Source organism: Alloyangia mangrovi, from assembly GCF_002300555.2.
Classification (GTDB): Bacteria; Pseudomonadota; Alphaproteobacteria; order Rhodobacterales; family Rhodobacteraceae; genus Salipiger; species Salipiger mangrovi.
The window spans coordinates 40,673-65,803 of sequence record NZ_NTHN02000015.1; the positions used below are offsets into that span (position 1 = coordinate 40,673).

A 25,131-nucleotide genomic window follows, 5' to 3' on the forward strand; every position below is an offset into this window, starting at 1 on the left:
GCCCGGCCGCGGGATGCCGCGGCCGGGTCGTCTGTCATTCGGCGAAGGTCGAGAGATAGGCGATGACCGCGTCGATATCCTCGGGCTTGCGCAGGCCGGGGAAGGACATCTTGGTGCCTTTCATCGCGTCCTTGGGTTTCTCGAGGAAGGCGTGCAGCCGCTCGGGGGTCCAAGTCTCGCCGGCGCCATGGGCTTCCTCGAAGGTCTTCGAGTAGCGGAAGCCATCGATCGAACCGATACCGCGCCCGACGACGCCGTTGAGCTCGGGGCCGGACTTGTTCTTGGCGCCTTCGCCCACCGCGTGGCAGGACATGCACTTCTTGAACACCTTCTCGCCGGCGGCGATCAGCTCCGGGTCGGCGGCAGCGGGCGCGGCAGCGGGTTCCGCGACCGCCGGGGCGGCGTCCGTGGCCTCGGTGCTCGTGTCTGCGGTGGCCACTTCGACCGCATCGGCGGGGGTCTCGGCAGCGGGCTCCGCCGCAGCCTCTTCGCCGCCGTGGTCCGGGGTCACGTCGAGCACGGTGGCGCGCATGGTGATCTCGACGCTCTCCTTGCAGTCGGTCATGCAGGGCTCGCCGCTCCATTGCGGGTACTCGGTCTCGGGCCGGTCATCGACGATGAAGCCGCCCTCGTTGGGCATGACCACATCGGTGAAGTTCTCGTTCGAGAGGGTGAAGTCCTCGTCGACGATGAAGTTCGAGAAGAGGATGTAGGCGACGATGGCATAGACCTCGTCGGGCTCCAGCGACTGCGCGTTGCCGAAGGGCATCGAGCGGTGCACGTAGTCCCAGGCGGTCGAGAGGTGCGGCCAGTAGCTGCCCACGGTTTTCACCGGGTCCTTGTTGGCCAGCGTATCCTCACCGCCCGCCAGCTTCGGCCAGTTGCCCGAGCCCTCGGCGAACTCGCCGTGGCAAACCGCGCAATTCTCCGAGAACAGCATCTCGCCGTCCTCGACCGAGCCGCTACCGGGCGGCAGGCCGGTGCCGTCGGGCGAGACGTCGAGGTTCCAGGCGGCAACCTCCTCGGGCAGGGCTTCGCGGCCGATGCCGAGCGGGCCATCCTTGGGTGCCTCTTCCGCATGGGCGGCGGCGACGAAGCCGCCCGCCGGGGCAGGCGCTGCGGCGACCTCGAGCGGGGTCAGGGTCCGCAGCCCCTCCGGCGCCTCGGCCACGAAGCGGTCTGCCATGTTCACCGCGAAGGTCAGGGTGACCGCGATGCCGCCGAAGACGCTGCCGTAGAGTTTAAGAGACTTCGACATTTTCGGCCTCCCCGTTCGGTTTGACCCACCAGGTCTGGATGCAGTTGTTGTGATAGACTGAGTTCTCGCCGCGCACGTCGCGCAGCTGCGTCTTGGTGGGTTGCACGTAGCCGGTCTCGTCCATGGCGCGGGACTGCAGGAACATCTCCTCGCCGGTCCATTCGGTGTCGAGGTAGAAGCGGGTGAGCGCCTTGTTCTCGCCCTCGCGGGCGAGCCGCGCGGTCTGCCAGTTCTTGCCGCCGTCGGTAGATACGTCGACGCGGGTGATCTTGCCGTGACCGGACCAGGCGAGGCCGGTGATCACCAGCGGGCCGTGGCCGTGCCTGATCGGCGATTGCGGGCTGGGAGAGGTAACCACGGATTTCGCGTCCATCACCCAGGTCCACTTGCGCGAGGTGCCGTCGGCCAGCGTGTCGGTGTACTTGGAGGTTTCCTCGCGGCTTTCCACGGGGCCGTCCATCACCTCGATGCGGCGCAGCCATTTCACCCACATGTTGCCTTCCCAGCCGGGCACCACGAGGCGCACCGGGTAGCCGTGCTCCTTGCGCAGCGCCTCGCCGTTGGCCTTGAAGGCGACGAGCACGTCGTCCAGCGCCTTTTCCATCGGGATCGAGCGGCCGTTGGAGGAGGCATCTGCCCCCTCGACGTAGACCCACTTTTCGGTGGTCGCGGGCAGGCCCGCCTCGCGCAGCAGGGTGCGCAGCGGCACGCCGGTATATTCCATGTTGTGGATCATGCCGTGCGTGAACTGCGCGCCGTTGAGCTGCGCGCCGGCCCATTCCATGCCGGTGTTCGCGGCGCATTCGCAGAAATAGACGTGGTTCTCGCGCGGGAAGCGTTCGAGATCCTCGTAGGTGAAGACCAGCGGCTTATCGACCAGCCCGTTGATCATCAGCCGGTAGTCGCTCTTGCTGAGCTCGATCGCGCCCGAATGGTGCCGCTCGAAGGCGCAGCCCTGCGGGGTGATCGTGCCGTCGAGCGCATGGATCGGCGTGAAGTTGATCGAGCTGATCGGGTCGGCGGTCAGCCACGGCACGTTGCGGCGCACCACGTCCTCCTCGAAGCGGATCGGCAGCCCGTAGGGGGTGACATCGACGCCGTCGCCGAGACCTTGTGCCCAGGGTTGCACCTCGGTGATCAGCGGATCGGGCTCTGCGGCACGCGCGGCCCCTGCGGTCACCGCCACCGTGGCGGCCCCCTGCAGGAAGGCGCGGCGCGAAGTCTTCGGCTCGCTCATTTTGTCCTCCTTTGTTCTCTTGGGGCCCTGCGTCATGCGCCCACGACCTCAACCGAGGTGTTCTCGCCCAGTTGCACGCGGCCAAGGCTGCGGATGTGGCTTTCGACGACGTCCCAGATCGGCGGCCCCTCGGTGCCCTCGTTGACGCTGGCCCAGCCGGCGACGGTGTAGCTTTTCGCGGGGTCGATCGCCTCGCCGGTCCTCAGCAGGGTCATCTCTGAGACGCGCTGCCCGGCGGGGGCGGTGACGTCGATGCGGTAGCTGAGGCCGCCGACGCGGACCATGTCGCCGCCCTGCTGGTAGTAGGGATCGGGGTTGAAGATATTGTCGGCCACGTCCTCGAGCACGATCTTCAGGAACTCGCCGGTCATCTCGGAACGGTAGGCCTCGGGGTAGCTCATCGAGGTGACGTTCCACAGATCCTCGCGGGTGATCGGATCGCCCTCGAGCAGCGACGGCCCCCAGCGCACGCCGGGCGACAGGGCGATCTGCGCGTCGCGCTGGGTGAGCAGCGCGTCGCAGATCAGGTCGTCCCAGGTGCCGTTGAAATTGCCGCGGCGGTAGAGCGTGGTGTCGGTGTGGCCGATGACCTCGGAGAGCTGGTCGGCATAGGGCGCGCGCTGCGCGTCGATCAGCGCGGTCATCTCGGGATCGGGGGCGATCACGTCCGAGAAGATCGGTATCAGCTTGTGGCGGAAGCCCATCATCCGGCCGCCCTGCACGTCGAGATCGACGCGGGAGACGAACTTGCCGTTCGAGCCCGAGGCGATGATGATCGTCTCGCCCACCAGCACCGGCTCGGGCAGCGCGTCATGGGTGTGCCCCGAGAGCAGCACGTCGATGCCCGTCACCTTCTCGGCCATCTTCTTGTCCACGTCGAAGCCGTTGTGGCTCAGCACCACGACCAGCTCGGCGCCACCCGCGCGCACCTCGTCGACCATGTCCTGCATGCGCTCGTCGCGGATGCCGAAGGAGTACTCCGGGAACATCCACGAGGGGTTGGCGATCGGCATGTAGGGGAAGGCCTGGCCGATGACGGCGATCTTCACGCCGCCGCGCTCGAAGAATTTGTAGGGCTGGAACAGCTCGGCGGGCTCGTCCCATTCGGCGTCGAAGATGTTCTGGCCGAGCGCGGCGAAGGGCAGCCCCTCGACAATCTCTCGCACGCGGTCCGAGCCGAGGGTGAACTCCCAGTGGAAGGTCATCGCGTCGGGCTTCAGCAGGTTCATCACGTTGACGCAGTCCTGGCCGGCGGTCTGGTAGCACGTGTAGCTGCCGTGCCAGGTGTCGCCGCCGTCGAGCAGCAGCGCATCAGGGCGCTCGGAGCGGATCTGCTTTACCACGGTCGCCACCCGGTCCATGCCGCCGACGCGGCCATAACCGCGGGCGAGCGCGGTGAAATCGCCCGAGGAGAGGGCGTAATGGGAGGGGGAGCCGTCCTCGATGCCGTACATCTTGCGGAACTCGGCGCCGGTGAGATGGGGGACCTCGCCGCGGTTGCCGCCAACGCCGATGTTGACCGAGGGTTCGCGGAAGTAGATCGGTTTGAGCTGTGCGTGGATATCGGTGATGTGGATCAGCGAGACGTTCCCGAAGGCCGGCATGGCCAGCAGATCGTCCTGCGTCAGGCGCTGCTGCGCCGCGAGCCGCGCCCAGTTGCCGAAACCAGAGCCGCCATAGGTTGCGGCGGCAGCCATGGAGACCTGGAGGAAATCACGTCGGGAGATCATCGTGGTTATCCTTGATACGTATTCGTATAAGTGAATTTATTAGGACGGAGAAGCCCCGCGCGAGCGAACGCGCGGGGCCTTTGGGTCAGTTGCGGACGGAGGGGCCTTCGACCGAGAGGCCGTTGCCGCGCGACGCGACGTAGAGCTCCAGGGCGATGAACTCCGGGCTGCCCGGCGCATAGGTCTCGGCGCGGGTATCCCGCACGCAGCCCTTGAAGCGCGAGTGCACCCCGTTGAGCGCCGCGTTGTTCAGCCGATACGTCGGGAAGCCGTTGATCTGCCCCTGGCTGAGGTGATCGGCGCGGATGTAGTTGCCATAGTTCTGCTCGTGGCAGTTGGCGCAGGAAAGCTCGAGCTGGCCGGTGCGGGTGTAGTAAAGCTCCTTGCCGAGCTCCCAGGTTGCCTGCACCGGTCCGTCGATGGCCACGTTGACCGGCATCCCGCGCGAGACCGCCGAGAGCAGCGCGACCATGTTGATCGCATCGCCGCCGTCGTATTTCCACGCTTCCGCGCCCATGCGCTCCGTGCGGCAGTCGTTCACCTGCATCTGCAGCGTGCGGACTTCCTCGGCGTCGTCGTTCCACTTGGGGTAGGTGGCCTTCACCCCGGCCATGTCCTCGGGCGCGCCGTGGCAGGAGGCGCAGCTCTTGCCCTCGGTCCCTTCGACGGTGTCCCATTGCTCCCGGGCCTTATCGACGAAGATCATGCCGGGGTTGTCAAAATCGTCCGCTTCGAGCGCCTGGGTCTCGTCCGACCGGAAATGCCAGCCCGAGATCACCTCGTCCATCACGTCCGAAAGGAACGCCGGGGCCGGGGCCTTGGTGGTGATCTCGATCTCGCCGTTGATGACGAGCTCGTCGTCATCCGGCCCGCCGGCCTGCACCACCAGCGGTGCGGCCAGCAGGGCGAGCGCGGTGAGCGCAATCGCCTTGCGTGTCATATGTCTCCTCCCTCAAGTTGGCCCGGCCGCCATGGGGTCGGGCGAGACGGTTTTGGGCGCCCGGCTCCTCCCCGGGCGGCCCGCCGTGTATCAGACGATCTCGATCGGCTTGGTGTCCGTGTAGGTCGAGCCGTCATCGTCGTACCAGGTGAAGGTGAATTCCCCGGCCTCGGGCACGAGCGCCTCGAACTCGAAGTAGGGGTTGGTCGAGATCGCCGGCTCCATCTTCACGTCGATGACGTTCTGGCCGTTGAAGTCGCAGGTGAAGCGGTTGATGATCGAGCGCGGGATAAGGCTTCCATCCTTGTCCTTGCGCTGGCCGCTTTCCATCGGGTGGCTGATCAGCGTCTTGAGGGTGACCACCTCGCCCGCGGAGGCGGACTTGGGAACCTTGACGCGGGGTTTCACTCCGGATGCCATCTGTCTTGTCTCCTGTTAGCCGCCGCAGCCGCCGATGGTGACCTTCACGGTCTTGGCGGCGCGGGCGAAAGTGCCGTCCTCGAGCTTCGCCACCGCGATCACCTCCTGCGTGCCGGCAAGCCGGATGCGGGTGGAGGCCATGCGCGAGCCCGCCAGCGGGCCAAAGGCAAAGGTGGCGACGGCGGGGGTCGGGTTGCCGGCGGCAAGCACCAGGATCTCCGACGCGCCGGGCGCGTCGACGCTGATCGGCACGGTGTTGCCGTTCTCGGCGATTTCCGGCGCGGTCAGATCCACGCCGCTGTCGGCCAGGTCCGCGCCGCCGGTGAACTCGGCGATCAGGTCGTCGACCGAGGCGTTGGCGCGGAAGGGCAGGACCGTCAGCGCCATGGCGCCAAGGGCAAGCCCGAAGGTATCTCGTCTGGTCAGGCTCATGCCGTCTCCTCTCTCAGCTGTCCTGAAGGGTCATCAGGAAGGCCACCACGTCCTCCACCTCCTGGGCGGAAAGGATCGGCGGCAGGTCATCCGGTGCGGCTTTTCCGGTGTAGGCATCGCCGGGCCGGATGAAGCCGCTGGTCTTGTAGAAGGCGGGCATCACCGTGCCGTCGAACATCTTCTTGGCGTTGGTGACGATGCCGCGCAGCTCGGCCTCGGAGCGGTAGCCGCCGACGCCGTCGAGCGTCGGGCCCACCTCGCCGTGGAACGGCGCGTCGGCGAGCGCGGTGACCGCGTGGCAGGCCACGCAGTTGCCCTTCGACCTGGTTGTCATGATCTCGGCACCCTTCGCGGGATCCCCCGCGGTGCCGGTCAGCGAGGCCTCGACCTCGCCGTATTCGGTGAAGCTGACGTCATCTGGCGCGGTCGTGTCAGCCAGCACGGCGGACGCAACGATCCCGATGACGGACGCAAGTGCGACCGTGGTTTTCATGTCTCCTCCCCTTCCATGACCTGAATGCTATGGCACACATCCAGCTTATTGCAACAACAAATTCATAGCCGTGAATTTAAAGATATGTCCAGCATCCGACAGCGGCCGCGCGCGGGGACACCCCGCCCAGATTCCGCCTGAACGAAATTCGTGAACTGTATAGTGATGTCAGTTCTTTACGCGGTCTTCTTCAAGTTTCCTCGCGTGGTACTTCTGGAATGGTTCGTCGCCGTCGTAGCCCTTTTCGAGCACCCATTGCAGCATGTGGCGGGTGGTGCCTTTCTCGAAGGCACCGGGCATGACCGCCACCGCGGCCTGCGGCGCGGGCACCTCCTTGGCCTCTTCAGGCAGGAAGATCATCGTCGGGGTGAAGAGCATCCCCCAGCGGCGCACCATGTCCTTCTCGGGCAGCACTGTGCCATCGAGGTCAGTCACCTCGACGTCGCCGAACATGTTGATCTGGATGACGAAGAAGTCCTCGGAGAGCAACTTCGCGATCTCCGGCTGCGGATACACCTCCTCGTGCATCTTGGTGCAGTAGATGCAGCCGCGCTGCTCGATGAGAATCAGCAGGCGCTGACCGGCGGCATTGGCCTCGGCCAGATCTTCGCGCAGATCCTTGAAGGTGTCGTGCATCCAGGGCGCCTTGTGCAGCCCGTCGTCGCCAAGCTGGGCGGCACGCGCGGGCAGGGCGGCGGTAAGGACGATCAGCGCCGCCGAGGCCAGCGTGGGGAACAGTCGTGTCATCACTCTCCTCCTTCGGAGTGGGCCCGGTCAGCCGATGCGGCTGAACCACGGGATGGTGTCGATGAGCCAGGCGGCGATCAGGTTTACGCTGTTGGTCGCGATCAGAACGCCGAACAGGATGAGCAGAAGCCCCATGGCCTTTTCCACTTGCCCGAGGTGGCGGCGGAAACGTGCCATGAAGCGCAGGAAGGGGCCGATGAAGACGGCGGCAAGTACGAAGGGCAGGGTCATCCCCATGCCGTAGGTGAAGAGCAGCAGCGCGCCGTGCTGCGCGGTGTCCTGCCCGGCGGCGGTGAAGAGAATCGCCGCCAGAACCGGCCCGACGCAGGGGGTCCAGCCGAAGGCGAAGGCCAAGCCGATGACGTAGGCGCCGACGAGGCCGGTGGCGCCCCGGGCCTCGGAGCGGACCTGCCGGTAGAGCAGGGGAATCCGCAGAATACCAAGAAAATGCAGCCCCATCAGGACGATGATCCCGGCGGCGACCCAGCGCAGCACGCCGAACCATTCGCGGACCATCTGGCCGAAGACCGTGGCCGTGGCGCCCAGCCCGATGAAGACGGTGATCACCCCGAGCGCGAAAAGCACCGCCCCGGTCACCGCGCGGCGGCGCAGGCCGGGCGGCACGACGCCGGTCTCAGCGACCACATGGACCCCCTGTCCGGCAAGATAGGACAGGTAGAAAGGCACGATCGGCAGGATGCAGGGCGATAGGAAAGACAGCAGTCCGGCCAGGAAAGCGCCCAGAAAAGTGACATCGAACATGCTTGCGACGCGCCTCCTTCAATACATATTCGCATATTACGTTACGTATGTGATATGCTTCTGGTCAATCATTCTGGAACCCTTCGATGCGACTTCTTCTGTGCCTCCTGCTGATCCTGCCGCTTCCGCTGCGTGCTGAGACCCTGCTGCTAATGGCCGAGCAGGCCGGCTGCCGCTATTGCGAGGCCTGGGACGCCGAGATCGCGCCGATCTATCCCAAGTCCTCCGAGGGTCAGGCGGCACCGCTGCGCCGGGCCGATATTCGCGCCCTGCCGCAGGATATTCATCTCGTCCGGCCCGTTGCCTTCACGCCAACGTTCATTCTCGTGACGGACGGGATGGAAACCGGGCGAATCGAAGGCTATCCTGGAGAAGACTTTTTCTGGGCCCTGCTGGCCCGCCTGATCGAAGAGGCTCCGGCCTCGCCCGCGCCACCTCCCGCGCAGATAAACGGATGACGCCGATGTCGAACGCTGCCCAACTCCCCGTCTTCGACGAGGGCATGAGCGAGCCGGAAATGGACCGGTTCATGGAAAAGGCCGAAGAGGCGTCGAACCTGCTCAAGGCGATGAGCCACGGCGGGCGGATGATGATCCTGTGCCACCTCGCCTCGGGCGAGAAGTCGGTGACCGAGCTCGAGGATTTGCTCTCGGCGCGGCAGTCGGCGGTCTCGCAGCAGCTCTCGCGGCTTCGGCTCGAGGGGCTGGTGACACCGCGGCGGGACGGCAAGACGATCTACTACTCGTTGACGGATGACCGTCCGAAGAAGATCATGGAAGTCATCTACGACTTGTTCTGTCGGGAGGAGTGACCGGCGGCGCATGCTGGCGGTCGAAAGGGAGCGACAGTCGCAATGTTCGACTTTGGTGACGGGGCCGCGCTTGCGGCGCTCGTGGGATTGCTTGGCGGCATGGCGCTTGGCCTTGCCGCCCGCCTGGGGCGTTTCTGCACGCTCGGCGCGATAGAGGACGCGCTCTATTCCTCTGACACCCGGCGGCTGCGGATGTGGGGCCTCGCGATCGGCACGGCCGTGATCGCCACCCATGCCGCGATCTCCGCGGGGGTGCTCGATGCGGGCCAGACCTTCTACCTCTCGCGGCAATGGTCGCTGCCAGGCACGGTGCTCGGCGGGCTGCTTTTCGGCTACGGCATGGCGCTCTCGGGCAACTGCGGTTACGGCGCTTTGGCGCGGCTTGGTGGCGGAGACCTGCGTTCGCTGGTGATCGTGGTGGTGATGGGGCTGACTGCCTATGTCACTCTCTCGGGCCCGCTGGCACTGGCGCGGATCACTGTCTTCCCCGACACCCCGGCCACGTCGCCGCAATCACTGTCGCAGCTCACCGGGGCACCGCTGCTTACCGGACTGGTGGTGGGCGCTGCGCTGATCGCGATCTCGCTCTCGGGTGGCGGCATGCTGCGCGCCGGGCGGCACGTCTTCTGGGGCGTGGTGGTCGGATTGGCGGTGACCTCGGCCTGGGTCGGCACGCAGATCGCCGCCACCCAGAGCTTCGGCGCCATCGCGGTCGAAGGCCATTCCTTTGCCCGGCCGCTCGGGGAGAGCCTGCTTTGGCTGATGACCGCCTCGGCTGCGGCGCCCGGCTTTGCCGTCGGCTCGGTCACCGGCGTATTGATCGGCGCCGTCCTCGGCTCGCTGCGCAAGGGGCACTTCCGCTGGGAGGCCTGCGAGGACCCGCGCGAGCTGAAACGGCAAATACTCGGGGCGGCGCTGATGGGGCCGGGGGCGGTGCTGGCCGCGGGCTGCAGCGTCGGGCAGGGGCTGAGCGCCTTTTCCCTACTGTCCTTCAGCGCCCCCGTGGCGCTGCTGTCAATCTTCGCCGGGGCGGCCATCGGACTGCGCCAGCTCATCGTCGGTTTAGCGCCCGCCGAGTAGCGGCGCTTTCGGCTCTTCCCGTCCCGCAATTTGCATCATAGAATGCGAATGTGTGAATGGGAGGAGAGACCATGCCACTGACCCGCAGGCACCTGCTGCAAACCGCCGCGGCTGCCGGCCTCGCGCCGCTGCTGCCCCGTAAGCTGATCGCCGAGGCGACCCTCGGCACCGGCCGGCTGATCACCGTGAGCGACGGCAACCTCGTGCTGCCCGGAGACTTCATCTTCGCCGGCATGCCCGAAGCCGAGCTGGCCGGGATCCTCGCGGCACAGCACATCGACCGCCAGCGCCTGACGCCCGAATGCAACGTGACCCTCTGGCAGGACGGCGAGCAGACCGTGCTCTTCGACGTCGGCGCGGGACCGGACTTCATGGACAGCGCCGGCGCGTTGCAGGACAACCTCGGGGCCGCCGGGATCAGCCCCGACCAGGTGACTGCGGTGGTCTTCACCCACGCGCATCCCGATCACATCTGGGGGCTACTTGACGATTTCGACGAGCCGGCTTTTCCCGAGGCGCGCTACCTGATGGGCCGCGCCGAGTGGGACTACTGGTGGGATCCGGCGACTGCGGACAGCATTGGCGCAGAGCGTCAGCTCTTCGCCCTCGGTGCGCGGAGGCGGATGGAGGCAATCGAGGACCGGATAGAGCGGTTCGAGGATGGCACCGAGATCCTGCCCGGCCTTACAGCCATGCTCCTGCCCGGCCACACGCCCGGACACATGGGCTTCGAGCTGCGGCAGGGGGGGCGAGCAAGTGCTGATCGTCGGGGATGCCATCGGCAATGACCACGTGGCATTTGCCCGCCCGGGCTGGCAGGCGAACTCGGACCAGGACCCGGAGCTGGGCGCGAAGACCCGCGTGGCGCTGATGGATCGGCTGGCGCGGGAGCAGGTGCCGGTGATCGGCTTCCACCTCTCGCAGGGGGGCATGGGGCACGTGGAGCGTGCGGGCGACGGCTACCGCTACGTGCCGCTCTGAGGCGCGGGGCGGCGGGGCCGCCCCTGCCCATCTTCAGTGCGCGATCATCACGTGGCGCGCCACGGTGTAATCCTCGAGCGCGTACATCGACATGTCCTTGCCGTAGCCCGACTGCTTGAGTCCGCCATGCGGCATCTCGTTGACCAGCATGAAGTGCGTGTTCACCCAGGTGCAGCCGTATTGCAGCCGCGCCGACATATCGAGCGCGCGGCCGATGTTCTCGGTCCAGACCGACGAGGCGAGCCCGTACTGGCTGTCGTTGGCCCAGGCGACGGCGGTATCGGCATCGTCGAAGCGGGTGACCGAGACGACGGGGCCGAAGACCTCGCGCTGGACGATCTCGTCCTCCTGCAGCGCGCCGGCGATGACGGTCGGGCGGTAGTAGAAGCCCGAGCCCTCGTGCAGGGCGCCGCCGGTGGTCACCTCGATGTGCTTCAGTTCCGAGGCGCGCTGCACGAAGCTCGCCACCCGGTCGCGCTGGCGCTGCGAGATCAGCGGCGGGACCTCGTTCTTCGTGTCGTCGGCATCGTCAAAGGTGATCGAGGAGACGGCGGAGGAGAGATCCGCCACGAGGTTGTCGTAGACCTTCGCCCCCGCGTAGATGCGGCAGGCGGCGGTGCAGTCCTGCCCGGCGTTGTAATAGCCGAAGGCGCGCAGCCCCTCGACGACGCGGCCCAGGTCGGCGTCGTCCATGACGATCACCGGGGCCTTGCCGCCGAGCTCGAGGTGCGTGCGCTTGACCGACTTCGAGGCCGCTTGCAGCACCTTGCGCCCGGTCGCCACGTCGCCGGTGATCGACACCATGTCGACCTGCGGGTGGTTGATCAGCGCGTTGCCGACGGTGGCGCCCTGGCCGACGATCACGTTGACCACGCCCGCCGGGAAGATGCCGGCGATGATCTCGGCCATCAAGAGCGCGGTCAGTGGCGTCTGTTCCGAGGGTTTCATCACCACCGTGTTGCCGCCCGCGAGCGCCGGGGCCAGCTTCCAGGCCATCATCATCATCGGGTAGTTCCACGGCGCGATCGAGGCGACGACGCCGATCGGATCACGGCGGATCATCGAGGTATGGCCCTCCATGTACTCGCCCGCCACCGGCCCGTGCATGTTCCGCACCGCGCCGGCGAAGAAGCGGAAGCAGTCGGCCACCGCCGGAACCTCGTCGTTGCGCACACATTCGATCGGCTTGCCGCAGTTGAGCGACTCCAGCTTCACGAACTCCTCGGCGCGCGCCTCGATGGCGTCGGCCAGCGCGAGCAGCAGGCCCGAGCGGTGCGCGGCGGTGGTGCGCGCCCAGCCGGGGAAGGCGGCGCGGGCGGCACCCACGGCGCGGTTCACCTGGTCCATGTCCGCCTCGGGCATCTTCACGATCAGCGCGCCGGTGCGCGGGTTGAGCACCGCCTCTTCGGTCTCTTTCCCGGCTTCCTGTGCGCCGCCGATCAGCATCTTGGTCTGCATGATGTCCTCCGTCATTTTCCGTTCTTTACTTGCCCTGTCCCGCGACCGCTTCGGTCCCGCGGGTGAGATAATAGGCGCCCAGGATGGGCAGCAGGGTGACCAGCACCACGACCATGGCGACCACGTTGGTCACCGGGCGTTCGCGCGGGCGCACCAGTTCCTCGAGCATCCAGATCGGCAGCGTCTGCTGCTGACCGGCGGTGAAGGTGGTGACGATGACCTCGTCGAAGCTGAGCGCGAAGGCCAGCATGCCGCCCACCACCAGCGCGGTGGCGATGTTGGGCAGGATGACGTGGCGCAGCGTCTGGAAGAGGTTGGCGCCGAGGTCCATCGAAGCCTCGATGAGGCTGCCGCTGGTGCGGCGGAAGCGGGCGACGGCGTTGTTGTAGACGATCACCACGCAGAAGGTCGCGTGGCCGAGCACGATGGTCCAGGTGCTGAACGGCACCTCGGCGATCGAGAAGGCCGAGCGCAGGGCAATCCCCGTCACCACGCCGGGCAGAGCGATCGGCAGGATCACCAAGAGCGAGATGCTCTCGCGGCCGAAGAACTTCGTGCGGCTCACCGCGGCGGCGCAGAGCGTGCCGAGGATCATCGCGAGCAGCGTCGAGATCGCCGCGACCTTGAGGCTGAGGGCCATCGCCTCCCAGACGTCGGGCCGGTTCCATGTCGCCGCGAACCATTTCAGCGTGTAGCCGGGCGGTGGCCACTGGAAGGATTTCTCCTCGGTGGTGAAGGCGTAGACGAAGATCAGCGCGATCGGCAGGTGCAGGAACAGCAGCCCCGCAGCGGCGGCGATCTTCAGCTTCAGCGAGGCGCGGTCAGAGTGCATCGAAGGCCCCCATGCGCTTGGCGATCCAGAGGTAGACGCCCATGATCACGATTGGCACCACGGCGAAGGCGGCGGCCAGCGGGATGTTCCCGGCGATGCCCTGGTGCTGGTAGACGGCCTGCCCGATGAAGAGCCGTGAGGTGCCGATGATCTGCGGGATGATGTAATCGCCGAGCGTCAGCGAGAAGGTGAAGATCGAGCCCGCGATCACCCCCGGCAGCGCCAGCGGCAAGAGCACGTGGCGGAAGGTCTGCGCGGGTGTCGCGCCGAGATCGCCGCTGGCCTCCAGCATCGAACCCGGCACCCGCTCCAGCGCGGCCTGAATGGGCAGCACCATGTAGGGCAGCCAGACGTAGACGAAGACAAGGAAGGTGCCCGTGGGGCTGACCGAGAGCGAATTGCCCCCGATGACCGGCAGCGCGAGATAGGCGTCGAGCAGCCAGGTCAGGTGCAGCCATTCGAAGATCCACGTCAGGATGCCCTCCTTGGCGAGGATCAGCTTCCACGCGTAGACCTTGACCAGGTAGCTCGACCACAGCGGCATCATGATCCCGAGATAGAAAATCGCCCGCCATGCGCCCTTGGCGTAGCGCGCCGCGTAATAGGCGATTGGGAAGGCGATCACGGCGGAGGCGAGGGTGACGATGGTCGCCATGCCCACCGTGCGGCGGATGATGTCGAAATTGGCCGGGGTGAAGAGCTCGGCGTAGGTCGCCAGAGTGATCTCGTGGTTGATCAGCCCGGTGAAGTGGTCGATCGAGAAGAAGCTCTGCAGCAGCAACGCGAAGAGCGAACCGAGGTAGATGATCCCCAGCCAGAGCGCCGGCGGCGTCAGCAGGATGAGCAGCAGCAGCGTCGGGCGCCGCCAGAGCGTGTCCGAGACCCGCGTCAGCAGCCCCTCGGAGGGGCCTGCCTGCGCGGAGGGGTGCGTATCGGCCATGCTCATGCTCCGACCCGCTGCCCGACCTGCTGCCCGGCCCGTTCACTGGCCCGCATCAGGTGCAGGTCCTCGGGCGCCCAGGTCAGCGCCACCTCGTCACCTTCACGCGGGCGGGCCACGTCCTGCGGCAACAGCGCGGTCAGCCGCGTGCCCTCCGCGTCGAAGCTGACGCGCGTGCTGAGGCCGAGGAAGCTGAGCCCGGTCACCCGCGCCTTCAGAGGCCCCTCAGGGGCGAGCCGCAGCCGCTCGGGGCGGATTGCGGCAGGGCAGGTCTCGCCGGTCAGCCGCGCCACCAGCGCCTCGGGCAGCACGTTCGACGAGCCGACGAAATCGGCGACAAAGGGCACCTCGGGGCGGAAGTAGATGTCCTCGGGGCTGCCGACCTGGATGATCTTGCCGTCGTTGAACACGGCGACGCGGTCGGCCATCGACAGCGCCTCGCCCTGGTCATGGGTGACGAAGACGAAGGTGATGCCGAGCTGGCGCTGCAGGGTCTTCAGCTCTTCCTGCATCTGCTCGCGCAGCTTGAGGTCGAGCGCACCCAGCGGCTCGTCGAGCAGCAGCACACGCGGCTTGTTCACCAGTGCCCGCGCGAGCGCGACGCGCTGGCGCTGGCCGCCCGACAGCTCCGACGGTTTGCGGCTGCCGTAGCCGCCGAGCCGCACCATCTCGAGCGCCGCCTCGGCCTCGGCGTGGCGCTCGCGCTTGCCGCGCCCGGCGATCATCAGCCCGTAGGCGACGTTGTCGCGGACATTGAGATGCGGAAAGAGCGCGTAATCCTGGAACACCGTGTTCACCTGCCGCTTGTAGGGGGGCAGGTCAGCGACGGGCGCGCCGAAGATGCGGATGTCGCCCCCGGTGGGGCGCTCGAAGCCGGCGATCAGCCGCAGGCAGGTGGTCTTGCCCGAGCCCGAGGGCCCCAGCATGGCGAAGAACTCGCCTTCGGCAATGTCGAGGATGACGTCATCCACCGCCTTCACCGCACCGAAGTGGCGGGAGACGTGGTCGAAGCTCACGGCTGGCATGGGAGTATTCCGGTTCTTGTGCCCGCGCCGCAGGCGGCGGCGCGGGGAAGGTCAGGGAAGGCGGATCAGCGGCCGCCGATCACGCCGATGTAGTCGGACACCCAGCGGTAGTAGGGCACGCATTCGCCCTGGCTCTCGCAATTGGCTACCGGGGTCTTCCAGAACTTGATCTTGTCGAACTGCGCGAGGCCGTTGGCGTCGCAGCCTTCCTGGGTCTGCATGCCCGAGCCGTCCGAGCAGGCGGCGGGCACCGAGGGCACCGCGCCGAACCAGACCGAAAGGTCGGACTGCAGGTTGGATGACAGCGTGTGCTCCATCCACTTGTAGGCGCAGTTCGGGTGCTCGGCCTCGGCGTGCAACATGGTGGTGTCGGCCCAGCCGGTGGCGCCCTCCTCGGGGATCACCGAGGCGACGGGCACGCCGTCGGCCTGCAGCAGGTTGACCTGGAACGGCCACGAACCCGAGGCGACGATGCCCTCGTTCTTGAAGTCGTCGATCTGGATGAAGGCGTCGTGCCAGTAGCGGCTCACCAGCTCGCGCTGTGCACGCAGCAGGTCGAGCGCGGCGGCATACTGGTCGGCGTTCAGCTCGTAGGGATCGGTGATCCCCAGCTCAGGCTTGTGCGCCATCAGGTAGTTGGCGGCGTCGGCGATGTGGATCGGGCCGTCATAGGCCTGCACCCGGCCCTTGTTGTTCGACCCGTCGGCAAGGGTCATCTCCTCGAAGACCACGTTCCACGAGGTCGGCGCTTCGGGGAAGGCCTCGGTGTTGTACATCAGCACGTTCGGGCCCCACATGTACGGGGTGCCGTAATGCTCGCCGTTCACCGTATGCCAGGGCGCGTCCTTCAGGCGGTCGTCGACGGTGCTCCACGAGGGGATCAGATCGACGTTGATCGGCTGCACGCGCTTGCCCGCGATCATCCGCAGCGAGGCGTCGCCCGAGGCGGTCACGAGGTCGAAGCCGCCCTCGTTCATCAGCGCGACCATCTCGTCCGAGGTGTTGGCGGTCTTCACCGAGACCTTGCAGGAGGTCGCTTCCTCGAACTTGGTCACCCAGTCGAAGGCGGCATCGGTCTCGCCGCGCTCGATGTAGCCGGCCCAGGCGACGATCGACAGTTCGCCCTCGCCCTCGCCGATCTCGGTCATCTGCGCCACGGCGCTCGTCGCCAGCGAGGCGGCGGTGATCGCACTCACCACGGCGGTGATGAAACGGTTGGTCATTGCACTCTCCCTGTGGGCAGGCCGCGCGAGGCCAATGGCCGTGCAAAGCACGTCCCCGGCGCGGGCGGCGGCCCGAAATTCGCTGTTGGTTGTAGAGCCGGCGGCGGCCTGCGCCGTGGCACGGGGACGTCTTTCAGCCCTTCGGCCACGCGCCCTTGTTCCGCACCAAAATCATGTGACGGCGTCGCTGCGTTCGCAAATTCATTAATCAGAAATGATCATTCGGAAAAACCGATAGCTCGCCCCTTCAGAACCGCGCCGGTCTCTCCCCCTGTCCCATCCGCGCCAGCGACAGGAAATCCTGCACTGCTTCCGAGAGTGGCAGCCCCTTGCGCCAGACCATCCCCACCTGCACGATCGGCAGGCTGCCCGAGACGTCGCGGCTCTCGATCCGGTCGCCATCCAGAGACCATGGACGGTAAACGAGGTCTGGCAGCAGCGCCACGCCCGCGCCGGTGGCCACGAGGCTGCGCACGGCCTCCACCGAGCGCGTGCGGAAGGCGATCTGCGGCTTGCGTCCGAAGGCCGAGAGCAGCTTCACCGCCTCCTCCTCCATCTCGTCGACGTTGAGCATGATGAGCTGTTCGCGCGCCACGTCGTCGAGCCCAATGCTCTCGCGCGCCGTGAGCTTATGGCCCAGCGGCAGCCAGAGCCGGAAGGACGAGACGTCCAGAATTTCGGATTGCAGCGCCATGCGGTCGCGCAGGTTCGAGATCACCATCACCGCCACGTCGAGCTCGCCGCCGACCAGCAGGTGCTCGAGGTATTCGCCCTGATCCTCCAACGCCGAGACCTCCACCGCCGGATTCATCCGCCGGTAGCGCGACAGCAGGTCGGACATGACGTAGCCCGCCATCAGCGAGGTCACCCCGATGTTGAGTCGACCCTGCGTGGTGCCCGGTGCGCGCTGAAAGGCCCTCCGAGCCCCAGACACGTCCGAGAGGATCTTTGTCGCATGGCGCAGGAACTGGTGGCCGCTGTGGGTGATGTCCAGCCCGCGCGCATGGCGCTCGAAGAGGGTGACGCCGAGATCGGCTTCGAGGTTCTTCAGCGCCTCGGTCACCGCAGATTGCGAGATCGACAGCGTCTGCGCCGCGCCGATCACCGAGCCCTTCTCGGCCACGGCGACGAAATAGCGGAGTTGTTTCAAGGTGAAGGACATGGCGCGCTCCCCGGGTGACAGGCGCATTGAAGGGCGGTTTGCGCGCACCGCGCAAGCCTGTTCCTCGGGGAAAGGGCGACGCGCGGCTGAGGTGGGGCGGAGAGCGCACTCTGAGGACAGAGGTGACGCAGTGAGGTGAGTGAAGGGAATAATGTGCTCACAGAGTACAAATTCTTGGAATAGGATTGCTGCATTCCGAGGCACTGGAGTGCCCATTTGGAAACTCCTGCCCTCCCGCTGGTGCTAGGCTGCGTGCAACCGCGATGAACGCGCAAAACTGCCCCATAGAGCAAGAAGAGCACCCCATGTCCTGCACCGATCCCGCCGCCCTGCTGAGCTCCTTCCGCCAGGCCCTGCCGCCTGTCGCACAGATGGGCGAGGACATCGTGGGCAAGGGCGCGATGGTGGATGGGCCCTTCGGGCCGAAGCCGCTGGTCTATGCCGATTATGTCGCCTCGGGCCGGGCGCTGAAGACGCTCGAGATGTTCCTGCTCGAGAACGTGCTGCCGTATTACGCCAACAGCCACACCGAGGCCTCCTTCTGCGGCGGCTTCATGACCCGGCTGCGCGGGGCCGCCCGCGCCACCATCGCCGCCCATTGCGGCGCCGGCCCCGAGCACGCGGTGATCTTCGCGGGCAGCGGGGCGACGGCGGGGCTCAACCGGCTGGTGCATCTGCTTGGCGCGGATCAGGGCAGGGTCAAGGTGATCCTCGGCCCCTACGAGCATCACTCCAACATCCTGCCCTGGCGCGAGAGCGGGGCGGAGGTGGTCGAGCTGCCCGAGGCCACCGACGGCGGGCCGGAGCTTGCCGCGCTCGATGCGGCCCTGGCGGACAGGGCGCAATACGACCGGGTGATCTGCGCCTTCTCGGCGGCCTCGAACGTCTCGGGACTCATCGCCGACGTCGCGGGGCTCACCCGCCGGGTGAAGGAGGCCGGCGCGCTGATGGTCTGGGACTACGCCGGGGGCGGGCCCTACCTGCCCATGCGGATGGACCAACAGGGCGCCGGCATCGACGCGCTGGTCTTCTCGCCGCACAAGTTCATCGGCGGGCCAGGTGCCTCGGGTGTGCTGGTGCTGCGCCGCGACGCGGTGGTTTCGTCGCGCCCGACTTGGGTCGGCGGCGGCACCGTGCGCTTCGTGTCTTCGGAGGGGCATGACTACACGGGGGCGCTGGAGGCGCGTGAGGAGGCGGGCACGCCCAATGTGGTGGGTGACATCCGTGCGGCGCTGGCGGTGATCGTCAAGGAAGAGATCGGCGTGGATTACATGGCGCGGCGCAACGCGGAGCTGGCGGCCCGGGCCATCGCGGCCTGGCAGGCCGAGCCTGGCATCGAGTTGCTTGGCAACACCGGCCCGGCGCGGCTCCCGGTGCTTTCCTTCCGCCTGCGCGACCCGCGCGGTGGCCATATTCACCAGCAGCTCGCCACCAAGATGCTCAGCGACCGGTTCGGCATTCAGGCCCGCGGCGGTTGCGCCTGCGCCGGCCCCTACGTGCTGCGCCTGCTGGGCTATGACGCCGGGGCCGCGGCGCGGACCCGCGCGGCGATCCTCTCGGGGCAGGAGTTGGAGAAGCCCGGCTTCGTGCGGCTCAACCTGTCGGTGCTGATGAGCGAGGCCGAGGTGAGCTACATCCTGCAGAGCGTCGCTACGCTCTCGCGCGACGCGGTGGCCTATGTCGGCGGCTACGAGGTCGACGGCGCCCGGGCGATCTTCTCGGCCAGCGCCGCCTGAGGCGGGACCTCAGGCGTAATCCAGCGGCAGCTCGGTGCTAGACTTGATCGTCTCCATGGCGAACATTGACGACACGTCGTGGATCTCCACCTTCTGGATCAGCCGCTGGTAGACCCGGTCGAAGGTGGCGATATCCGGCACCACGACGCGCAGCATGTAGTCGATCTCGCCCGCCAGCCGGAAGATGTCGACGATCTCGGGGATCTCCTCGGTCGCCTTGACAAAGGCGCTGGACCACGCGCGGCTGTGCTGGTTGGTCCGGATCGCCATGAAGACCGACACCCCGACGTTCAGCTTCTCCTCGTCGAGCAGCGCCACGCGGCGCTTGAAGTAGCCGCGCTCCTCGAGCTTGCGGATGCGCCGCCAGCAAGGGGTAGTGGTCAGGCCGATCTCGGCGGCGATCTCGGCAACCGGCATCTCGGCATTGCGCTGGAGCAGCGCGAGGATCTTCCGGTCGTATAAGTCGAGCATGGAATTCTTCCCGAGGCTGCAATTGGGGTAATCTATCCTAAGTCTGCGGTAAATGGTAGTGCTGGAGTGCCTGACGCCGCCACTGGCAGAAGGCCGCTGACGTTGCAGCCCTGCCGGGCTATAGGGAGAGGGCGCCGTCCGGCCCGGGCCCTACGGCGGCATAACTGGAGTCGCGGCGTGCTGTTCATCACCATCTGGCCCCTGTTCGGGCTGATCTGCCTGGGGTTTCTTCTGTCTCGCAAGGGGTTCCCCGACCCCGGCTTCTGGCCTGCGGCGGAGCGGCTGAACTACTTCCTGCTGTTCCCGGCCTTACTCGTTTCGAGCCTGCTGCGCGCGCCCCTGGATGATCCGCAACTCCTGAGGCTCGGCGGGGCGACTGTCACAACGATCTGCCTCGTGGCGCTCGGCATGGTGCTGGCCAGGCGCCTCTGGCCGATGCCCGCGGCGCGCTTCGGCCCGGCGCTGCAGGGGGCGATACGCTTCAACACCTACCTCGGGCTCGCGATCACCGCGAGCCTCGCCGGCCCCGAGGGCGTGTCCCGCGCGGCGGTCTATCTCGCCATTGCTGTGCCGCTGGTCAACGTGCTGTCGATCGTGGCGCTGAGCGAGGCCGATGTGCTGCGCCGCCCTTGGGTGCTCCTGAAGACCATGCTGCGCAACCCGCTTATCCTCGCCTGCCTCGCCGGGATCGCACTGGCCCTTGTCGGCACCGGGCTGCCCTTCGGCGCGGATCGCTTCCTCGAGTTGCTCGCGCGCGGCAGCCTGCCGCTTGGCCTGCTCTGCGTCGGGGCGGCGCTGCGCCCGGACTCGCTGCGCGGGGATCTGGCGGCGCTGGCTGGCAACTCGGCGCTGCGCCTGCTGCTGGTCCCGGGGATCGCGGCGCTGGTCGGGGCGGGCTTCGGCCTTGGCTCGGTAGAGGTGCTGGTGCTGGTGGTCTTCTCGGCGATCCCGACTGCGCCCACGGCCTACGTGCTGACCCGGCAGATGGGCGGGGACGGTACGCTCATGGCCGGTCTGGTGACCGGGCAGACCCTGCTCGGCGTGCTGACGATTCCCCTGGTGCTGCTGGTGCTGGGCCTGGGCTAGGCCGGGCCCGCAGGGCGCGTGCTCTTTTTCAGCCCGCCCGCGGAGGCCAATCCGCCGGGCGCTCGGCGCGAGAATTTGTCGCCAAAAATGTTCTAAAAATGCGTACGCTTTAAATTTGTGCAATCACTGCGACCTTCTCGAGCGGGGCGACAGTCGAAGATCCCAGGAAAAAAATTGTTTTTCATGAAATTCTGTTGTCCGTCGGGAATCTCACATTGTCTCCTCGAGAATTGTTCAAAATTTGGGCGGCGCGAAAACTGCGATATTTCCGTTGATTGGCTTGGTTCGTGCGTTCCATAAATGAGGGCACGAGTAGAAGCGGTCTGGACCAATTCCTGGACATTGCTCGCCAGAAGTTTCGACTCTGACGAGGCCAGATATCACCAGCAACCATCTACTCAATAACGATAAAAACCAAATCAAAGATCTCGCGGCGCATAAGTGCCGGGCCTGCCTGATGTGCGCAGACCCGGAACGGCAGCGCTGTGCCCGCGACCGGATGCTCGCCGATGGTTTCGGCAAGGCCGCGATCGAGCACCTGCAACTGTCCAACAAATCAGCACACTAGGGAGAGACCTCCACATGATGTCCAAGTCCACCATGCTCTCGGGCCTGGGGTTCGCGCTTACCGCGACCACCGCGCTTGCCGGGGACCCGGTCACTTACCAGCTCGACTGGCTGCCGGGCGGCGACAAGGCGCCCATCTACGTCTGCGTCGACCAGGGCTTCTGCGCGGATGCGGGCCTCGACGTAACCATCGCCTCGGGCCGCGGCTCGTCGGATGCTATCTCGCGGCTGGCGGCCGGCTCCTCGGACATCGGCTCGGCCGACATCGGCGCGCTGATGGCTGCCAAGGCGCAGGAGGGCGTTGCGGTCACTGCGGTGATGTCGGTGTTCAACAAGGGTCCGCACGCCTTCTACACGGTCAAGGACAGCGGCTTCGACAGCGTCGCCGACGTCAAGGGCAAGACGGTCGCCACTTCGCCTTTCACCTCCTCGAACGTCTACCTGCCGCTGGTGCTCGAGGACGTGGGACTGACCGAGGCGGACTTCGAGCTGACCAAGGCCGACGCAGGCGCGCTTGGGCCGATGCTGATGACCGGGCAGGTCGACGGCATCGTCGCCTGGATGACCGACCTCTCGCGCTACACCGGGCAGGGCAGGGACGCGGGCAAGGAGATCATCGCGCTGCCCTGGTCGGCCGCCGGTCTCGAACTCTACTCGGCCTCGCTGGTCGCCAATGACGCCTTCCTCGCCGAGCGCCCGGACGTCGCCAAGCGCTTCGTCGCGGCCTTCAAGAAGTCGGTCGAGTTCTGCCAGACCAACCCCGAGGACGCCGCGCAGTCGGTGGTCAACATGGTGCCCGAGCTTGCGAAGGACGATGTGCTCGGCTCCCTCAACGACACGCTGGGTCTGATCTTCAACGAGGTGACCGAGGCCGACGGGCTTGGCGTCTTCGAGCCGGGCCGTCTGGCTGCCACCTGGACCCGCGTGTCCCAGGCGCAGGGGCTCGACGAGGCGGCGCAGGTCCCCGAGAGCTTCGTCACCCGCGATTTCCAACCCGGCGGGGAAGGCTGATGGAAATCCCCGCCGCCATTCGCTTCGACCGGCTGGGCCAGGTCTTCGAGACCGGCTCGGGCCGGGTGGAGGCCCTGCGCAACGTCAGCTTCGAGGTCGCCCGGCACGAGTTTCTCGCCGTGCTCGGCCCCTCGGGCTGCGGCAAGTCCACCTTGCTGCGCATGATCGCCGGGCTGCTCGAGCCGACCTCGGGTGCGGTCGAAGTGTTCGGGCGGCGGGTCACCGGCCCGCGCGAGGACATCGGAATCGTCTTCCAGAAGCCGACGCTGCTGCCCTGGGCCACCATCGAAGACAACGTTGTCTTCCCCGTCCGCCACAAACGCGGGCGGGTGGGCAGCCACGACCGCGACCGCGCGCAGGAGCTTCTGCGCATGGTCGGGCTCGAGGGCTTCGGCAAGCGCCTGCCCGACGAGCTCTCAGGCGGCATGCAGCAGCGCGTCGGGATCGCCCGCGCTTTGCACATGGACCCCGATATCCTGCTGATGGACGAACCCTTCTCGGCGCTTGACGCGCTGACCCGCGAGGAGATGGGCTTCGATCTGCTGCGCATCTTCGGCGAGCGGCCCAAGACCGTGGTCTTCATCACCCATTCCGTCAGCGAGGCGGCGCTGCTCGCCGACCGCGTGCTGGTGATGACCGGCCGCCCCGGCTCGGTCCTGACAGAGTTGCCTGTGCCTGTCGCCCGCCCGCGCGGCCGCGAGACGATCAAGGATCCGGCGGTCACCGAACTTGCCGCCCACCTGCGGGACCTCCTGCTGCAAAGGGACGCCGCCTGATGAGCCTTTCGATGCCAGATTTTTCACAGCCCGAAAGCACCAAGGGCAAACGCCCCGACCTGCGCCGCATCCTCGCCGCGCCGGGTGTCGCGGCGATCCTCACCATCCTCGGCACCGTGGCGCTCTGGGAGCTTGCCGCGCGCACGCTGAACATCCCGAGCTACCTGCTGCCTGCACCGAGCTCGATCTTCTCGACCTTCCCCAGCATCGGGGCGGAACGCTGGGCCGGCCACGTCTGGGCGACGCTGCGGGTGGCGCTGCTGGGCTTCGGGCTCGCCATCGCCATCGCCATTCCGCTGGCCATCGCGCTGGTGCGCTCGCCCGCGCTCAACCGCACGCTCTATCCGCTGCTGGTCATTGTGCAGTCGACGCCCGTGGTTGCGATTGCGCCGATCATCATCGTGGTGCTGGGGGCAGGGGATGCGCCGCGCATCGTCATCACCACGCTGATCTGCTTCTTCCCCATGGTTGTTTCAACGGCCACCGGCCTTGCCGCCACGCCGCCTGAACTCATCGAGCTGTCCCGCAGCCTGCGCGCCCCGGGCTTCCGCGAGATCACCCAGATCCGTCTGCCCTTCGCCGTGCCCTATATCTTCTCGGCGCTGAAGATCTCGGTGACGCTGGCGGTGATCGGTGCGGTGGTGGCCGAGTTCTGCGCCTCGGACGCGGGCGTCGGCTACTTCATCCAGTTCTCGACCTCGATGTTCAAGCTGCCGCAGGCCTGGGCTGGGCTCTTCGTGCTCGCCGCCATGTCGCTGGCGCTGTTCCAGGCGGTGAGCTGGGCGCAGAAGCTGCTCTTCCCGTGGAGCCTGCCGCGCAAGCGATGACCCTTTTGCGCATCGGGCGGCCCACCGCCCCTTGCATTCCCCCGGAGTAGAAGCAGTCAGGCCCCGGCCCGGACATTGCTCCCCACCCCGCCGGACATTCCGGCACCTACTTTGGAGACCGCAATGAGCACCAACTACGACCTTGCCGAGCTGAACAAGGAAACCACCATCGGCGGCATGGGCAGCACCGTCGAGCGCGACGTCCCCACCATCGACCTGTCGGACTTCGAGACCCGCAAGCACGAGATCGCCGAGGCCCTCTGGGAAGCCTCGACGGGCATCGGCTTCTTTCAGGTCTACAACCATGGCATCCCCGAAGAGGACATCGACGCCGCCTTCGACACCGCCTGGGAGTTCTTCGAGCTGCCGACCGAGGTGAAGGCGCAATACCCGATGCCCAAGGGCACCAACGCGGGCTGGGAATTCAAGGCGCAGGTGCGCCCCTCGACCGGCACGCCGGACAACAAGGAAAGCTACCAGGTCACCCGCCCGCTGATGGGGGGCAAATGGCCAACCGAGGAAGAGCTGCCGCGCTTCAAGGAACGCGCGCTGAAGTTCGAGCGCCAGAACTGGGAACTGGGCATGCGGATCCTGTCGTGCTTCGCGCTGAAGATGGGCTTCCCCGAGGATTTCTTCACCCACGCGCATGATCCGGAGTCGGACCAGTACCAATCGACCCTGCGCCTCATCCACTACATGTCGATGGAAGACGCCAAGCCCGAGGACTTCAAGGCCTGGCGCGCCGGGGCGCATTCCGATTTCGACTGCCTCACCATCCTGCACCAGAAGGAAGGCGAGGGCGGGCTGCAGGTCTGCCCCGGCAAGGACGCGGGCTCGAACGCCTGGACCGACGTGCCGCCGCGCCGCGGCTATATCACCTGCAACATCGGCGACATGCTGATGCGCTGGTCGGACGACCAGCTGCAGTCGACCCTGCACCGCGTACGCATGCCCCACGAAGGCGAGTACAAGGGCCGCCGCCTGTCGCTGCCGTTCTTCTGCCAGGCCAACCGCGACGCGGTGATGCAGGGCCCGCTCGGCAAGTACGAGCCGATCACCGCGGGCGACTACCTGACCATGCGGATCAACGCCAACTTCGCCGCCAGCCAGGCCGCCAAGAAGTAAG

The 25,131-nt window shown here is 66.8% G+C and carries 28 protein-coding genes; 11 read left to right on the forward strand and 17 right to left on the reverse strand.

Annotated features, from left to right (window positions below):
• Positions 1–34 precede the first annotated feature (34 nt).
• The 9 genes from CLG85_RS10190 to CLG85_RS10230 all read right to left on the reverse strand — a co-directional run bounded on the left by CLG85_RS10190 (position 35) and on the right by CLG85_RS10230 (position 8,019).
• The gene (locus CLG85_RS10190) at positions 35–1,258 is read right to left on the reverse strand and encodes a c-type cytochrome (protein ID WP_095883362.1); all 1,224 of its coding nucleotides are present in this window, start codon (positions 1,256–1,258) and stop codon (positions 35–37) included.
• Positions 1,242–2,495 (reverse strand): sulfite dehydrogenase, encoded by a 1,254-nt coding sequence (gene soxC / locus CLG85_RS10195; RefSeq protein WP_260348827.1) that lies wholly within the window; start codon positions 2,493–2,495, stop codon positions 1,242–1,244. The genes CLG85_RS10190 and soxC overlap by 17 nt, the downstream gene beginning before the upstream one ends.
• Positions 2,496–2,527: 32 nt before the next feature.
• Positions 2,528–4,225 (reverse strand): thiosulfohydrolase SoxB, encoded by a 1,698-nt coding sequence (gene soxB, locus CLG85_RS10200; RefSeq protein WP_095881926.1) that lies wholly within the window; start codon positions 4,223–4,225, stop codon positions 2,528–2,530.
• An 85-nt stretch (positions 4,226–4,310) separates the two neighbouring features.
• Positions 4,311–5,165 (reverse strand): sulfur oxidation c-type cytochrome SoxA, encoded by an 855-nt coding sequence (gene soxA, locus CLG85_RS10205; RefSeq protein ID WP_095881927.1) that lies wholly within the window; start codon positions 5,163–5,165, stop codon positions 4,311–4,313.
• Positions 5,166–5,255: 90 nt separating this feature from the next.
• On the reverse strand, positions 5,256–5,585 hold the full coding sequence (gene soxZ, locus CLG85_RS10210) for a thiosulfate oxidation carrier complex protein SoxZ (protein ID WP_095881928.1): 330 nt from the start codon (positions 5,583–5,585) through the stop codon (positions 5,256–5,258).
• 15 nt (positions 5,586–5,600) lie between these two features.
• Entirely contained in the window at positions 5,601–6,017 is a 417-nt protein-coding gene (gene soxY / locus CLG85_RS10215; RefSeq protein WP_095881929.1) for a thiosulfate oxidation carrier protein SoxY, read from the reverse strand.
• A gap of 13 nt (positions 6,018–6,030) precedes the next feature.
• On the reverse strand, positions 6,031–6,510 hold the full coding sequence (gene soxX, locus CLG85_RS10220; protein ID WP_095881930.1) for a sulfur oxidation c-type cytochrome SoxX: 480 nt from the start codon (positions 6,508–6,510) through the stop codon (positions 6,031–6,033).
• A 168-nt stretch (positions 6,511–6,678) separates the two neighbouring features.
• On the reverse strand, positions 6,679–7,257 hold the full coding sequence (locus CLG85_RS10225; RefSeq protein ID WP_095881931.1) for a thioredoxin family protein: 579 nt from the start codon (positions 7,255–7,257) through the stop codon (positions 6,679–6,681).
• A 27-nt stretch (positions 7,258–7,284) separates the two neighbouring features.
• Positions 7,285–8,019: a cytochrome c biogenesis CcdA family protein gene (locus tag CLG85_RS10230; protein ID WP_095881932.1), complete on the reverse strand. Its 735-nt coding sequence runs from the start codon at positions 8,017–8,019 to the stop codon at positions 7,285–7,287.
• 86 nt (positions 8,020–8,105) lie between these two features.
• Between CLG85_RS10230 and CLG85_RS10235 the strand changes: the two genes are divergently transcribed.
• The 5 genes from CLG85_RS10235 (at position 8,106) to CLG85_RS27395 (ending at position 10,891) form a co-directional block, all read left to right on the forward strand.
• On the forward strand, positions 8,106–8,477 hold the full coding sequence (locus tag CLG85_RS10235; protein ID WP_095881933.1) for a hypothetical protein: 372 nt from the start codon (positions 8,106–8,108) through the stop codon (positions 8,475–8,477).
• Between the two features lie 5 nt (positions 8,478–8,482).
• Entirely contained in the window at positions 8,483–8,830 is a 348-nt protein-coding gene (locus tag CLG85_RS10240) for an ArsR/SmtB family transcription factor (RefSeq protein ID WP_224845185.1), read from the forward strand.
• A gap of 42 nt (positions 8,831–8,872) precedes the next feature.
• Positions 8,873–9,910: a YeeE/YedE family protein gene (locus CLG85_RS10245; protein WP_095881935.1), complete on the forward strand. Its 1,038-nt coding sequence runs from the start codon at positions 8,873–8,875 to the stop codon at positions 9,908–9,910.
• Positions 9,911–9,981: 71 nt separating this feature from the next.
• Complete coding sequence (locus CLG85_RS10250; protein WP_311734983.1) at positions 9,982–10,698, forward strand: MBL fold metallo-hydrolase; 717 nt, start codon at positions 9,982–9,984, stop codon at positions 10,696–10,698.
• Positions 10,667–10,891, forward strand: a complete 225-nt coding sequence (locus tag CLG85_RS27395) for an MBL fold metallo-hydrolase (protein WP_311734984.1) — start codon at positions 10,667–10,669, stop codon at positions 10,889–10,891. Before CLG85_RS10250 ends, CLG85_RS27395 begins: the two co-directional genes overlap by 32 nt.
• A 33-nt stretch (positions 10,892–10,924) precedes the next feature.
• Here CLG85_RS27395 and CLG85_RS10255 read toward each other — a convergent pair whose 3' ends face one another.
• From CLG85_RS10255 to CLG85_RS10280, 6 genes are all read right to left on the reverse strand, one after another.
• Positions 10,925–12,349 carry a gamma-aminobutyraldehyde dehydrogenase gene (locus CLG85_RS10255; protein ID WP_260348849.1) on the reverse strand — a complete coding sequence of 475 codons (1,425 nt, stop codon included), beginning with the start codon at positions 12,347–12,349 and terminating at the stop codon, positions 10,925–10,927.
• Positions 12,350–12,374: 25 nt separating this feature from the next.
• Positions 12,375–13,181 (reverse strand): ABC transporter permease, encoded by an 807-nt coding sequence (locus CLG85_RS10260; protein WP_095883848.1) that lies wholly within the window; start codon positions 13,179–13,181, stop codon positions 12,375–12,377.
• Positions 13,171–14,121, reverse strand: a complete 951-nt coding sequence (locus CLG85_RS10265) for an ABC transporter permease (RefSeq protein WP_095883849.1) — start codon at positions 14,119–14,121, stop codon at positions 13,171–13,173. Before CLG85_RS10265 ends, CLG85_RS10260 begins: the two co-directional genes overlap by 11 nt.
• 2 nt (positions 14,122–14,123) lie before the next feature.
• A complete protein-coding gene (locus tag CLG85_RS10270; protein ID WP_260348829.1) occupies positions 14,124–15,146 on the reverse strand; it encodes an ABC transporter ATP-binding protein in 1,023 nt (340 codons plus the stop codon).
• A gap of 65 nt (positions 15,147–15,211) precedes the next feature.
• Complete coding sequence (locus CLG85_RS10275; protein WP_095884157.1) at positions 15,212–16,369, reverse strand: ABC transporter substrate-binding protein; 1,158 nt, start codon at positions 16,367–16,369, stop codon at positions 15,212–15,214.
• Between the two features lie 247 nt (positions 16,370–16,616).
• Positions 16,617–17,531, reverse strand: coding sequence for a LysR family transcriptional regulator (locus tag CLG85_RS10280; protein WP_095884156.1), 915 nt, complete (start codon positions 17,529–17,531; stop codon positions 16,617–16,619).
• Between the two features lie 305 nt (positions 17,532–17,836).
• On the opposite strand from CLG85_RS10280, the gene CLG85_RS10285 reads away from it, so the two are divergent.
• Complete coding sequence (locus tag CLG85_RS10285; protein ID WP_375796910.1) at positions 17,837–19,267, forward strand: aminotransferase class V-fold PLP-dependent enzyme; 1,431 nt, start codon at positions 17,837–17,839, stop codon at positions 19,265–19,267.
• Between the two features lie 9 nt (positions 19,268–19,276).
• On the opposite strand, the gene CLG85_RS10290 is transcribed toward CLG85_RS10285, so the two are convergent.
• Positions 19,277–19,738 (reverse strand): Lrp/AsnC family transcriptional regulator, encoded by a 462-nt coding sequence (locus CLG85_RS10290; protein ID WP_224845168.1) that lies wholly within the window; start codon positions 19,736–19,738, stop codon positions 19,277–19,279.
• A gap of 177 nt (positions 19,739–19,915) precedes the next feature.
• Here CLG85_RS10290 and CLG85_RS10295 point away from each other — a divergent pair, with 177 nt between their 5' ends.
• On the forward strand, positions 19,916–20,824 hold the full coding sequence (locus CLG85_RS10295) for an AEC family transporter (protein WP_260348831.1): 909 nt from the start codon (positions 19,916–19,918) through the stop codon (positions 20,822–20,824).
• A gap of 394 nt (positions 20,825–21,218) precedes the next feature.
• On the opposite strand, the gene CLG85_RS10300 is transcribed toward CLG85_RS10295, so the two are convergent.
• Positions 21,219–21,362, reverse strand: a complete 144-nt coding sequence (locus CLG85_RS10300; RefSeq protein WP_176476648.1) for a hypothetical protein — start codon at positions 21,360–21,362, stop codon at positions 21,219–21,221.
• Positions 21,363–21,406: 44 nt separating this feature from the next.
• Here CLG85_RS10300 and CLG85_RS10305 point away from each other — a divergent pair, with 44 nt between their 5' ends.
• The 4 genes from CLG85_RS10305 to CLG85_RS10320 all read left to right on the forward strand — a co-directional run bounded on the left by CLG85_RS10305 (position 21,407) and on the right by CLG85_RS10320 (position 25,130).
• Positions 21,407–22,402: an ABC transporter substrate-binding protein gene (locus tag CLG85_RS10305; protein ID WP_217989786.1), complete on the forward strand. Its 996-nt coding sequence runs from the start codon at positions 21,407–21,409 to the stop codon at positions 22,400–22,402.
• Positions 22,402–23,178, forward strand: coding sequence for an ABC transporter ATP-binding protein (locus CLG85_RS10310; RefSeq protein ID WP_260348832.1), 777 nt, complete (start codon positions 22,402–22,404; stop codon positions 23,176–23,178). Before CLG85_RS10305 ends, CLG85_RS10310 begins: the two co-directional genes overlap by 1 nt.
• Positions 23,179–23,189: 11 nt before the next feature.
• A complete protein-coding gene (locus CLG85_RS10315) occupies positions 23,190–24,005 on the forward strand; it encodes an ABC transporter permease (protein WP_095883186.1) in 816 nt (271 codons plus the stop codon).
• Between the two features lie 123 nt (positions 24,006–24,128).
• Positions 24,129–25,130, forward strand: coding sequence for an isopenicillin N synthase family dioxygenase (locus tag CLG85_RS10320; RefSeq protein WP_095883183.1), 1,002 nt, complete (start codon positions 24,129–24,131; stop codon positions 25,128–25,130).
• Position 25,131 lies beyond the last annotated feature (1 nt).